Source organism: Aeromonas australiensis, from assembly GCF_000819725.1.
GTDB classification, from domain to species: Bacteria; Pseudomonadota; Gammaproteobacteria; order Enterobacterales; family Aeromonadaceae; genus Aeromonas; species Aeromonas australiensis.
The window spans coordinates 1-12,416 of sequence record NZ_CDDH01000048.1; the positions used below are offsets into that span (position 1 = coordinate 1).

Annotated in this window: 10 protein-coding genes and 1 tRNA gene; 5 read left to right on the forward strand and 6 right to left on the reverse strand. The window is 56.6% G+C overall.

The window, feature by feature from the left end:
- Positions 1-244: 244 nt before the first annotated feature.
- The 4 genes from BN1117_RS18945 to BN1117_RS07140 all read right to left on the reverse strand — a co-directional run bounded on the left by BN1117_RS18945 (position 245) and on the right by BN1117_RS07140 (position 3,188).
- On the reverse strand, positions 245-454 hold the full coding sequence (locus tag BN1117_RS18945) for a helix-turn-helix transcriptional regulator (RefSeq protein WP_244463523.1): 210 nt from the start codon (positions 452-454) through the stop codon (positions 245-247).
- A gap of 109 nt (positions 455-563) precedes the next feature.
- On the reverse strand, positions 564-1,535 hold the full coding sequence (locus BN1117_RS19390) for a hypothetical protein (protein ID WP_156129908.1): 972 nt from the start codon (positions 1,533-1,535) through the stop codon (positions 564-566).
- A 96-nt stretch (positions 1,536-1,631) separates the two neighbouring features.
- Positions 1,632-2,840 (reverse strand): tyrosine-type recombinase/integrase, encoded by a 1,209-nt coding sequence (locus tag BN1117_RS07135; protein WP_040096075.1) that lies wholly within the window; start codon positions 2,838-2,840, stop codon positions 1,632-1,634.
- Between the two features lie 262 nt (positions 2,841-3,102).
- Positions 3,103-3,188: transfer RNA gene (locus BN1117_RS07140), tRNA-Leu, on the reverse strand.
- Positions 3,189-3,331: 143 nt separating this feature from the next.
- On the opposite strand from BN1117_RS07140, the gene BN1117_RS07145 reads away from it, so the two are divergent.
- Complete coding sequence (locus BN1117_RS07145; RefSeq protein WP_040096077.1) at positions 3,332-3,865, forward strand: RDD family protein; 534 nt, start codon at positions 3,332-3,334, stop codon at positions 3,863-3,865.
- Positions 3,866-3,939: 74 nt separating this feature from the next.
- On the opposite strand, the gene lptG is transcribed toward BN1117_RS07145, so the two are convergent.
- On the reverse strand, positions 3,940-5,010 hold the full coding sequence (gene lptG, locus BN1117_RS07150) for an LPS export ABC transporter permease LptG (protein ID WP_040096079.1): 1,071 nt from the start codon (positions 5,008-5,010) through the stop codon (positions 3,940-3,942).
- Positions 5,011-5,145: 135 nt separating this feature from the next.
- Positions 5,146-6,258, reverse strand: coding sequence for an LPS export ABC transporter permease LptF (lptF, locus tag BN1117_RS07155; RefSeq protein WP_040096081.1), 1,113 nt, complete (start codon positions 6,256-6,258; stop codon positions 5,146-5,148).
- A 172-nt stretch (positions 6,259-6,430) separates the two neighbouring features.
- Between lptF and pepA the strand changes: the two genes are divergently transcribed.
- The 4 genes from pepA to BN1117_RS07175 all read left to right on the forward strand — a co-directional run bounded on the left by pepA (position 6,431) and on the right by BN1117_RS07175 (position 12,351).
- Positions 6,431-7,939, forward strand: a complete 1,509-nt coding sequence (gene pepA, locus BN1117_RS07160) for a leucyl aminopeptidase (protein WP_040096083.1) — start codon at positions 6,431-6,433, stop codon at positions 7,937-7,939.
- A 289-nt stretch (positions 7,940-8,228) separates the two neighbouring features.
- Complete coding sequence (locus tag BN1117_RS07165) at positions 8,229-8,684, forward strand: DNA polymerase III subunit chi (RefSeq protein ID WP_040096085.1); 456 nt, start codon at positions 8,229-8,231, stop codon at positions 8,682-8,684.
- Positions 8,685-8,748: 64 nt separating this feature from the next.
- Positions 8,749-11,613 (forward strand): valine--tRNA ligase, encoded by a 2,865-nt coding sequence (locus BN1117_RS07170; protein WP_040096086.1) that lies wholly within the window; start codon positions 8,749-8,751, stop codon positions 11,611-11,613.
- A gap of 150 nt (positions 11,614-11,763) precedes the next feature.
- Entirely contained in the window at positions 11,764-12,351 is a 588-nt protein-coding gene (locus BN1117_RS07175; RefSeq protein WP_040096087.1) for a superinfection exclusion B family protein, read from the forward strand.
- Positions 12,352-12,416: the final 65 nt, after the last annotated feature.

The window sequence follows — 12,416 nt, forward strand, 5'->3', positions numbered from 1 at the left end:
AATCAGGTGCGGAATGTCGGATCATGAGAATGGAGAGTATGAGCTGAGTTGTTTTTTGGCAAAGCTTCGCCCTGAGCTATATGCCCCTGTTGTTTGTTATTCATGGTAATAAAAACCTTACGCGGTTCCGCTGACTGGCTTAGTAATCAGAATACTGATATTATTGATCAGCGGTAATTGGTGAATGATTGGTTTGGGCTGCTCCTGCTACGGGCGGCCCTTTCTTTTGGCTAACACCCAGATATTAAGCAGCCTTACCCTGAGCATTCATCCAACTCCGAACCTCTTCGGCCCGCCAAGCGGTTACTCTTTCTGACAATTTTACTGGTTTTGGGAATGTACCTTTTGCTGACCAGCGCCAGACTGTAACCACAGCAATTCCTAATACCTTGGCAAGGGTGTCCACCCGGACAAACCCCTCTTTCGGCAATGCAATTTCTGATTTCAATGACATGGTTTGTTGCTCCTTTACGTGTCTTGTCGTTGCGGGAGTAATCAAACCATGTTGGTTCCTATCGGAGGGGGAGTTATTGAAAAGTACCGGAAGTTATTGAATAACTATCTTAACGGGCTTCTGCTCTGTCTAGCCAAGCTCTCAACGTTTTAGGGGTTACGCTGCTCAGCTGTTTGCTATGGCCGTTACGGGCTATTTTTTGCTGTAACGCTTCTGTACTGCCCTGAAGATCGGCTGAGGTATAGCCAAGAGCCTTCAGCAAATCAACAATAGCTTTACTCTGGTTCGCAGTAACACGTGGTGATGTGTCTGATGGGTCTATAGGATGGGTTAACAGTTTGCGAGGTTGTTTGCTCAGTGAATTCCCTGAGGCAATCCCATCCCTCAACCTTGATAAGTCATCATAGCGAACTCTAAAAAGGGACACTGCATGTTCAATATCGGCGCCCATTATACTAATGCAATCAGACCCTATATTTACTTGCATATCAATTGATTCTATTTTTTCTATATTTTCAAACCCGACTCTAAACCCCTCCCTTAGATAAGAAAAAGGAATGGAAACCTCATGTAAACCAGAAAGCCAAACTCTATAGGTGATATAATCAAAAATTATTGAACTTTCACACGTAGCGAGTTTTCCTTCTAAGGTATCATCAGATCTATTTATTGGTGGAGCAAATTTATCTAGTTTAATCCATATCTTAGTATAGTCAGCCTGAACATAATCAATATTAGTATCGCTATCATCTTGATATTCATCTTTCTCACTAATAAGGAAGATAACATTTGTACCGTGTTTATATAAAGTATCATACCAAATGTTGGTATCTTCAGTATCTGTGGTGCCAAAGTCGCCTTGATAACAGATAGTGCCAGGCACTCCCCCTTCAAAATATATTTGCTTACACTCAAATCCACTTCCGCCGCAAGGCTTTTCACCATCTTCATCAAGTTTTATATATATATTTATGGCGCCGATTTCATACCAATGGTAAATATCTTCAAGCTCGCACCCTAGCAATCTTGCTGCTCGTGCAGGGGTACAGTATTCCAGTGGAATCCTTTTTTCGTTGGCCATCGTGTTGCCTCTATACACTTGCCTTGAATAAATTGCCGAGCCAAGTGGGCAAGGTTCCCAACTTTTCTCTCTGTCGAGATAGGCTCAGCAAAGTCGTTAACCCACTCGGTTGAAATTCACTGGTAGCACATTGCTACCCCGTTGCGAGTCATAGAAATCGGCCAGCCACTGCAACAGCTTGCGCCGGTCGTCCAGATACTCAGCCCGGTGATAGGCTGCCCGCACCTTGTTGCGTTCGGCGTGGGCAAGCTGGCGCTCTATCACGTCCGGGTCAAAGCCTTCCTCGTTCAAGGTGGTAGAGGCTAATGCCCTGAATCCGTGCGGTGTAGCGATCCCTTTATAACCCATCCGCCCCATTGCATAGCTCAAGGTGTTCTCACTCATGGGATTGGTCAGTTTACGCTCGCTCGGGAACAGCAACTCACAATGGCCTGTCAGCTGGCGCAGTTCATCGAGCACGGCCAACGCCTGGCGAGAAAGGGGGACAAGGTGCTCGGTTCGCATCTTCATCCGCGCAGCAGGGATCCGCCATTCTGCGCGTTCCATATCGAACTCATCCCAACGTGCAAAGCGCACTTCACCAGGGCGGGTCATTGTCAACATCAGCAGATGGAGGGCAAGACGAGTCGCCGGGTTAAGTGGCTCGGCTTCCAGACGGCGGAAGAACTCTGGCAGCTCAGAACGGGGCAAAGCGGGTCTGTGCTCCTGCTTGGTGGCCTTGAGTGCCCCTTTCAGGTCTTGGGCCGGGTTGTAGCTGGCTCGTCCAGTCTGAATGGCGTAGCGCATGATCGCGCTGACCCGTTGTAGTATCCGCCCAGCGGTTTCGGTTGCCCCCCGCCTCTCAACTTTCCGGAGGGCCTCCAGAATCATGGGGGCAGTCAGTTCGGTAACAGGGACAAGCCCCAAGTCAGGGAAGGCATCAACTTCCAGAGACTCGATTACCCGAGTGGCGTGGCCAGGACTCCACAGGGCAAGCTGGCTCTGGTGCCATTCCCGCGCCAGCGCTTCGAAGTTATTCTCGCTAGCCAGCTTGTTGGCGATCTTGCTCTGCTTTTTGACTAGGCCTGGATCCACACCTTCAGCAATCTGTCGACGAGCCTCATCCCGTTTGGTTCGCGCCTCTTTCAGTGACACCTCGGGATAAACCCCTAAAGCAAGCGTCTTCTCTTTGCCGCCGTGGCGATACTTGAGCCGCCAATATTTACCAGACTGGTTGACCAGCAGGAATAGCCCCTTCTCATCAGAGAGCTTCTGAGGCTTGCCAGTGAATTTGGCCTGCCGGGCGGTGATATCGGATAGCGGCATGGGGGTATCTCCCGTCTCTGCTTGGGGGTACTTATCACATGCTGGGGACAAAAGATGGACATTCGGCGGGCCAAGAACGGCGCGGAATGGTGACCTGTGGGGGTACTTTTTACCCCCATCTGGACTGATACCCCCAGATGTACCCCCAATAATGGGGGTATGTTATGAGGCTATATGATACGACAGTACATAACAAAAAACCCGCACAGCCTTAAGCTATGCGGGTTTCAGCCATGTCATGATACGACATGAAATTCAATAATGGTGCCCGGGGTCGGACTCGAACCGACACGGTTATTCACCGGCGGATTTTGAATCCGCTGCGTCTACCGATTTCGCCACCCGGGCAACTGCGAGGGATTATACGAATGGCGCGATGCCATGCAAGGTGTTTTTCGATTGAACACTCCCGTTTGTTCATTTATTCAACGCCTTGCCGATGCGGGGCCAGTTACATAGAATGCCGCCATCATCTTAATGGAATAAAAACGATGGCCAAGCCTAAAAAAGTCCAACAAAAATCCCCCTCTCCTGCCACTCAGCCATCCCCATCAGCGGGTCTGCTGCGCCGCCTCGGCGCCCTGATTTATGATGCGTTGGTGGTGACCTCGCTACTCGTTATCGCCGGCTTTATCGGCATGGGTGTCGCCAAGCTGTTACTGGTCACCGGCATGGCCAGCGTACCTGCAGGTGAAGATACCGTGTGGTTGCTGACGCGCCACCATCTGAGCCTGATCTATACCCTGTGGCTCGCCTTTGTCATCTGCGGTTTCTACACCTGGTTCTGGACCCGTGCCGGTCAGACCATAGGTATGCGTGCCTGGCGGCTGCGCATCCAGAACGAGGATGGCAGCCATATCCGTATTACCCAGGCGCTGATCCGCCTAGCCACCGCGGCCTTTGGTCTGGGCAATCTGATGTGCCTGTTCAACCGCCAGCGCCCGCGGGCGTTCCAGGATATCTGGGCCGAGTGCGAAGTGATCGTGCTGAGCAAGCAGGAAAATCTGGAGTTGCTGAATAAGTAGTATCGGGTCAGTGCAGCAACGAAAGAGGGCACCAAGTGGTGCCCTCTTTGCATAGCCTCATAACCTCGTGTGGGTTACTGCTTGCGGCTGAGGATGTAGAAGGAAATGCCGCCAAACAGCAGGCTGGGAGCGATGGCGGCCAAGATGGGCGGTACAGCATAGACCAGACTGATGGGGCCAAACACCCGGTCACTCACATAGACAACGAAGCCGGTCATAATCCCCATCAGCATCCGCGCCCCCATGCTTACCGAGCGCAGCGGGCCGAAGATAAAGGAGGAGGCCAGCAGGATCATGGCTACCACCGAGAGCGGCGACAGCAATTTTCGCCACATCTCCAGCTTATAGCGACCGGCATCCTGTTTGTTGGCATCAAGATAGCCGATATAGTCGAGCAAGCCGGAAACCGAGAGGTTCTCGGGGTCGATACTCACCACTCCCAGCTGCTTGGGGGTCAACTCCGAGCTCCACTCCATCGTGGCGTGCTGTTCGCTACGGATCTGCGCCGGGTCATCGAAGCGGGTAATCCGGGTCTGCTTGAGCAGCCAGTGGTGCTGGTCAAACACCCCCTCCTGCGCCTGTACCACGTCGATCAGCTTGCGCTCGGGGGTGAAGCGGTAGAGGGTAATGCCGGTGAGGGCGCCATCATTGCGCACCCCGTTGATATTGACGAAGTTGTTGCCATCGCGAGCCCACACCCCGTAGGCGGAGACCGTCAGACGACCTTCAGACAGCGCGCCCGCCTTGATGTCATCTGCCATCCGCTTGGCAATGGGGGCCACATACTCCCCCATCAGTCCCACCATGATCATCAGCGGGATCGCCGTCTTGAGCGCCGCCATCACGATACTGATCTTGGAGCGGCCCGCCGCCTGCATCACCACCAGCTCGGAGCTGGTCGCCAGCTGACCCAGACCGATCAGGCCACCCAGCAGCGCCGCCAGCGGGAAGAAGAGCACCGCCTCCTTGGGCATGGAGAGCAGCACATAGTAGAGGGCGTTAATCATGTCGTAGTTGCCGTCACCGACCGCCTTGAGCTGCTCCACATACTTGATGAGCGCCGCCAGACCAACCAGCGTGATTTCACACAGCAGGATCGACATGAAAATGACCCGGCCGATATACCTGTCGAGAATGCCAAACATCAGCCGAGACTCCTATCTTGTAGCTTCATGCTGATTTGCTCCTGAAGTGCGATATACCGGGTCGGCATCAAAATGACCCGGTCGTCATATCTATCGAGAATGCCAAACATCAGCAGACGTTCCTATGTTGCAGCATCATGCTGATTTTCTGTTGAAATAGCGCCCTTTCACCCCGTTCCACCAGCTGGTGCCCTGCAGATTGAGGGGCAGACCGATAAACAGCAGGTAACCGAGCGGCACCAGGAACATCCCCGGCCAGAAGGGCAGCCGACCACTGTCGATGGCAGAGCGGGCGGCACTGAGCAGCAGGAAGTAAGAGAGATAGAGCATGATGGCCGGCAACAGCTTGGCGTAACGCCCCTGACGGGGATTGACCCGCGCCAGCGGCACCACCAGCAGGGTGAGCACCGGGATGGATAGGGGCAGCGAGATGCGCCACTGCAATTCCGCCATCATGGCTTTGTCCTGGGTACCGAACAGTTCCATGGTTGGCTTGGCCGCCGCCTTGCGGTTGGAACGCTCCAGCTCCTGCTGGCGGATCACCAGACCATACTCGCGAAAATCGGAGATCTGGAACTGCTTGCCGGAGAAGTTCCCCTCGTAGCGGGAGCCATCCATCAGGGTCAGCCACTGCAGGCCGCTCTCATCGACCGTCACCACCCCTTCGGTCGCCACCACCACAGAGGGAGGATTGTTCCCCTCCGCCCGCTGCAGCACGAAGATCTTTTGCAGTTTTGAGCCGTTGTCGTTCAAATCCTGGATATAGGCAACCAACCGCCCCTTGTCGAGCTCCATAAAGCGGCCCGCCTGCAGAAAGGAGATACCCGGATCGGCCTTGAACTCGTCGATCACCTGATACTCGCGCTCTTTGGCCTGCGGGGCGATCCAACCGGTATTGAACGCCGCGACCACTGCTGTCAGCAAGGCCAGTAACATGGCACTGCGCATCACAAAACGGTGGCTGAAGCCGACCGCATGCATCACCGTCATCTCGCTTTCGGCGTAGAGGCGACCATGGGCAAACAAAATGGCCAAAAAGAGACTGATTGGCAGCATCAACAGGGCCATGTTAGGCAGGTTGAGCAGCAGCAGGGTGGAGACCAGACGTGTCGGCACCTCACCATCGGCGGCATCGCCGATGATCTTGATAAATTGTTGGCTGACAAAGATAAGCAGCAATACGAATAACACTGCCAGCTGGGTTTTCAGGGTTTCCCTGAACAAATATCGGAAAACGATCACAGTCATTCCCAAGTAAACTTGTGTTTTTAGTCGAATGCCTGAAAAATAGGGCCGTATATTGGATTTTTACCAGTTTGAACTGCGGAGCCTGTGGCTGTTCGCTCCGCCTCTGATACCCCAACAAGCACCGCATTATTCAATAAAAGGTGCCTTTTGTCTTTAGGATGTAGGAGATTCCATGGAGTTCAGTGTAAAGAGTGGCAGTCCAGAGAAGCAACGGAGCGCCTGCGTCGTAGTCGGCGTATTTGAGCCGCGTCGCCTCTCACCGGTTGCCGAACAACTGGACAAGATCAGCGATGGCTATATCAGTTCGCTGCTGCGCCGTGGCGACCTGGAAGGGAAACCGGGTCAGATGCTGCTGCTGCATCAAGTACCGGGCGTGCTCAGCGAGCGCGTACTACTGGTCGGATGCGGCAAGGAGCGGGAACTCGACGAACGCCAGTACAAGCAGATCATCAACAAAACCATCACCACCCTGAACGAAACCGGCTCCATGGAAGCGGTCTGCTTCCTGACCGAGCTGCACGTCAAGGGGCGGGATACCTATTGGAAGGTGCGCCAGGCGGTAGAAACCACCAAGGCGGGCCTCTACAGCTTTGATCAGTTCAAGACCAACAAGGCCGAGCCACGTCGCCCGCTGCGCAAGCTGGTATTCAACGTACCGACGCGTCGGGAACTGACCATTGGTGAAAAAGCCATCGCTCACGGTCTGGCCGTGGCCAAAGGGGTGCGGGTCTGCCGCGACGTGGCGAACATGCCGCCCAACGTCTGCAACCCGGCCTATCTCGCCTCCCAGGCCCGTCGTCTGGCCGATGCCTACGACAACATCACCACCAAGGTGGTGGGCGAGCAGGAGATGGCAGAGCTCGGCATGAACTCCTATCTGGCGGTGGCGCGCGGCTCCGACAACGAAGCCATGATGGCCATCATCGAATACAAGGGTCATCCGGACGCCAAGCCTATCGTGCTGGTCGGCAAGGGTCTGACCTTTGACTCCGGCGGCATCTCCATCAAGCCTGCCGACGGCATGGACGAGATGAAGTATGACATGGGTGGCGCCGCCTCCGTGCTTGGCACCATGCACGCCCTGGCCGAGCTGCAGCTTCCCATCAACGTCATCGGCGTACTGGCTGGCTGTGAGAACATGCCGGGTGGCAACGCCTATCGCCCGGGGGACATCCTCACCTCCATGTCCGGCCAGACCATCGAAGTGCTCAACACCGATGCGGAAGGTCGTCTGGTGCTGTGTGATGCGCTGACCTATGTGGACCGCTTCGATCCAGAAACCGTGATCGACGTGGCGACCCTGACCGGTGCCTGTGTCATCGCCCTGGGCCACCACACCTCGGGTCTGCTGGCCAACCACAACCCGCTGGCCCACGAGCTGCTCAACGCCTCAGAACAGGCCGGTGATCGCGCCTGGCGTCTGCCGCTGTTTGACGAGTATCAGGAGCAGATCGACAGCCCGTTCGCCGACATGGCCAACATCGGCGGTCGTCCGGCCGGCACCATCACCGCGGCCGCCTTTCTGTCACGCTTCACCAAGAAGTACAACTGGGCCCACCTGGATATCGCCGGGACCGCCTGGAAGAGTGGCAAGGATAAAGGCTCCACCGGTCGTCCGGTCCCCCTGCTGACCCAGTTCCTGCTGAACCGGGCTGGCGTGGACATTGAAGAGAAGGAGTAACTTCCCTGCCCCTTTCGATGAATGTATCGATAAGCGCGAAGTTACTTTATCTTGGCTGATTGACACGGTTCTGCTGAACCGCGTCAATCACGTGGATATCGAAGAGAAAGAGTAACTCTCCGGCCCCTGCCGATGGCTACATCGGAAGGGTTGGCGTTACCCTGAACCACAAGGAAGAGGCCCGCCTCTTCCTTGTTTCATTCTTGAATCAGTGAGTTGCGGACGGGAAACGCCCCGTCAGCCTCATGAGGCGGTCAACAGTCCGTCACCGCAAAACGGGATCAACCTGATGAGCCAAGTGACCTTTTACCTGATGAGCGAACAGGATGACGCGCAGGCCTCTGCGGTCGAACGACTGGCCTGCACTCTGGCGGCCGAGTCGTGGGGCGCGGGCCATATCTACCTGTTCTGCGACGACGAGGCCCAGGCTCTGCGCCTGGACGAGCTGCTGTGGCAGCTGCCGCCGGAGCGCTTCGTGCCGCACCAGCTGCAAGGGGAAAGCGGCATGGCCCCGGTGGAGATCGGCTATCAGCCACCGAAACGGCGCTACGCCCGCCTCATCAATCTGGCCACTGCGACACCTTTGTTTGCAGGACACTTCGCTCAAGTGGTAGATTTTGTCCCCACTGACGAAACACAAAAGCAGCAAGCCCGCGAGCGCTACAAGCACTATCGCCAGGCAGGCCATGCCCTCGAAATGAGGGATCAGCCCGTCCTTGCCGCACCGGATCCGGCGCAGCCCTGACTGCAACCAATTGATCCATAAAGAATCAACACCAGACTCCATCCATCCAGATTACGGCGAGACCATGGAAAAGACTTTTAATCACAACGCCATCGAACAGGCGCTCTATCAGCACTGGGAAGCCCAGGGTTACTTCAAGCCCCACGGCGACACCAGCAAAGACTCCTTCTGCATCATGATCCCGCCGCCGAACGTCACCGGCAGCCTGCACATGGGTCACGCCTTCCAGCAAACCCTGATGGATACCCTGATCCGCTACAACCGTATGCAGGGCAAAAACACCCTGTGGCAGGCAGGTACCGACCACGCCGGTATCGCCACCCAGATGGTGGTTGAGCGCAAGATCGCTGCAGAAGAGGGCAAGACTCGCCACGATTACGGCCGTGATGCCTTTATCGACAAGATTTGGCAGTGGAAGGAAGAGTCCGGCGGTACCATCACCCGCCAGATGCGCCGTCTGGGCGACTCCGTGGATTGGGAGCGCGAGCGCTTCACCATGGATGAGGGTCTCTCCGCCGCCGTGCAGGAAGTGTTTGTTCGTCTCTACGAAGATGGCCTGATGTACCGCGGCAAGCGTCTGGTGAACTGGGATCCGAAACTCAACACCGCCATCTCCGATCTGGAAGTGGAGAACCGCGAGATCAAGGGCCACATGTGGCACCTTCGCTATCCGCTGGCCAACGGTGCCAAGACCGCCGAAGGCAAAGATTACCTGATCGTCGCCACCACCCGTCCGGAGACCATGCTGGGCGATACCGCCGTGGCCGTGAACCCGGAAGACCCGCGCTACAAGGCGCTGATCGGCCAGCACATCCTGCTGCCGCTGGTGAACCGTCTGATCCCCATCGTTGCCGACGAACACGCCGACATGGAGAAGGGCACCGGTTGCGTGAAGATCACCCCGGCCCACGACTTCAACGATAACGAAGTGGGCAAGCGCCACAGCCTGCCGATGATCAACATCTTCACTCTGGATGCCCACGTGCGTGCCGAGGCCGAAGTCGTCGACACCAACGGCAACCCGAGCACCGCCTACGACGCGGCCCTGCCGGCCGAGTTCGCCGGTCTGGAGCGCTTCGCCGCCCGCAAGGCGATTCTGGCCAAGCTGGAAGAGCTGGGTCTGCTGGACGAGATCAAGGATCACGTGCTGCAACAGCCGTACGGCGATCGCGGTGGCGTGCCCATCGAGCCGATGCTGACCGACCAGTGGTACGTGCGCGTGGCACCGATGGCCAAGACCGCTATCGAGGCGGTGGAAGATGGCCGCATCCAGTTCGTGCCGAAGCAGTACGAAAACATGTACTTCTCCTGGATGCGCGACATTCAGGACTGGTGCGTCTCCCGTCAGCTGTGGTGGGGTCACCGCATCCCGGCATGGTATGACGATGCCGGCAACGTCTACGTTGGCCGCAGCGAAGACGAAGTGCGCGCCAAGCACAGCATCCCGGCCGTAACCGTACTGCGTCAGGACGAAGACGTGCTCGACACCTGGTTCAGCTCCGCCCTGTGGACCTTCTCCACTCTGGGCTGGCCGAACAACACCGAGGCACTCAAGACCTTCCACCCGACCGACGTGCTGATGAGCGGCTTCGACATCATCTTCTTCTGGATTGCCAGGATGATCATGATGACCATGCACTTTATCAAGGACGAAAACGGCCAGCCGCAAGTCCCGTTCAAGACCGTCTACATCACCGGTCTTATCCGTGACGAAGAGGGCCAGAAGATGTCCAAGTCCAAGGGCAACGTGCTGGACCCCCTCGACATGATCGACGGTATCTCGCTGGAAGATCTGCTGGAGAAGCGCACCGGCAACATGATGCAGCCGCAAATGGCCGAGAAGATCGCCAAGCGTACCGCCAAGCAGTTCCCGGAAGGGATCGATGCCCACGGTACCGACGCCCTGCGCTTCACGCTGGCGGCGCTGGCCTCTACCGGTCGTGACATCAACTGGGACATGAAGCGGCTGGATGGCTACAACAACTTCTGCAACAAGCTGTGGAACGCCTCCCGCTATGTGCTGATGAACACCGAAGATCAGGATTGTGGCTTCTCTTCGCAAGGGAATGGCGGCGAGATGCAGTTCAGCCTGGCAGATCGCTGGATCCAGTCCCAGCTGCAAGTGGCTATCCGTGACTTCCGCACCGCCCTCGATACCTATCGTTTCGATATCGCGGCTGGCGTCTTGTACGAATTTATCTGGAACCAGTTCTGTGACTGGTATCTGGAGCTGACCAAGCCGGTGCTGACCAAGGGTTCCGAGGCCGAGCAGCGCGCTGCCCGTCACACCCTTGTCAGCGTCCTCGAGACCCTGCTGCGTCTGGCACACCCGATCATCCCGTTCATCACCGAGACCATCTGGAAATCGGTCGCGCCGCTGGCTGGCGTACACGCCGACACCATCATGATCCAGGCCTTCCCGGAGTTCGACGCCGCCAAGGTAGACGAAGCCGCGATGGCGGATCAGGAGTGGGTGAAGGAGTTCATCGTCAGCATCCGCAACATCCGCGCCGAGATGAACGTGGCACCGAGCGTACCTCTCAACGTGCTGCTCCAGTGCGATGCCAAGGATGCCCAGCGCGCCGCTGACAACGAGGCCTTCCTCAAGTCGCTGGCCCGTCTGGAGTCCATCCGCGTACTGGCGGATGGTGAAACCGCCCCGCTGTCAGTGAAGAAGCTGATCGGCGCCACCGAGCTGATGATCCCGATGGCCGGTCTCATCGACAAGGATGCCGAACTGGCCCGTCTGGCCAAAGAGGTTGCCCGTCTGGTGGGCGAGTGTGGCCGCATCGAAGGCAAACTCGGCAACGAAGCCTTCGTCGCCAAGGCGCCGGAAGCGGTCATCGCCAAAGAGCGCGAGAAGCTGGAAGATTACCGTCTCCAGCTGACCAAGCTGGAAGCCCAGCAGGCCGAAATCGCCGCGCTGTAAGCTCCGCCCCAACCGATACAACAAAGCCCCCTGCCAAGGGGGCTTTTTCATATCTGCCATATCTGTTTCATCTCTCAACCCGATTGCGCTGTTGGCACAACGCTTGCTGTGGATCAGCCACTATCCACAACAGTCTGGGAAGGATGAACGATGAAACGGTGGATCCAACATTTCTATCAACTGAACCGCCTCAATTGGTTGATGGTCTGGTTGCTACTCTGCTGCAGCATTATTTTGCTGTTTCCGACCGGATTGATGAAGGGCGCAGTCAGCCAGTGGGCCAATGACAACGCAGCCTGGCTGGGGGTTGGTATGCTGATCGCCATCTCCTACTTCTGTAGCCAGATGTTTCTGATCGCCTGGGAGTGGGCTTGTGACGAGTGGCAGGCGCGCCGTCAACAGGACCAACTGGCCCAGATGATCGGCTTCCTCGACTTCAACGAGAAGGCGGTGCTGCGTGAGTTCGTGTTGCAACGTAAAAGCGTCATAAACTTGCCGATCACCGAGCCCGCCGTCAAAAACCTGATGGATGCCGGCGTTCTCACCTATGCCTACGGCAAACCGACCCGGGAGAAGGATGACGAGAACCAGATCCGCGCCCTGATGATCGCCCTGCCCGCCCGACCGCTACTCACCTACAAGGTGCTGGGGCTGTCGCGCGGCAAAATGAGCGATGAGCAGGTGGAGCAGATCATGAACGCCAGACCCAAGTTCGCCCAGAAGGGGCTCCAGCGCTAACCGCCGCCCAACCGCCAGATGCAAAAGAGCCGGACACTGTCCGGCTCTCAGACTGCTGACAAACC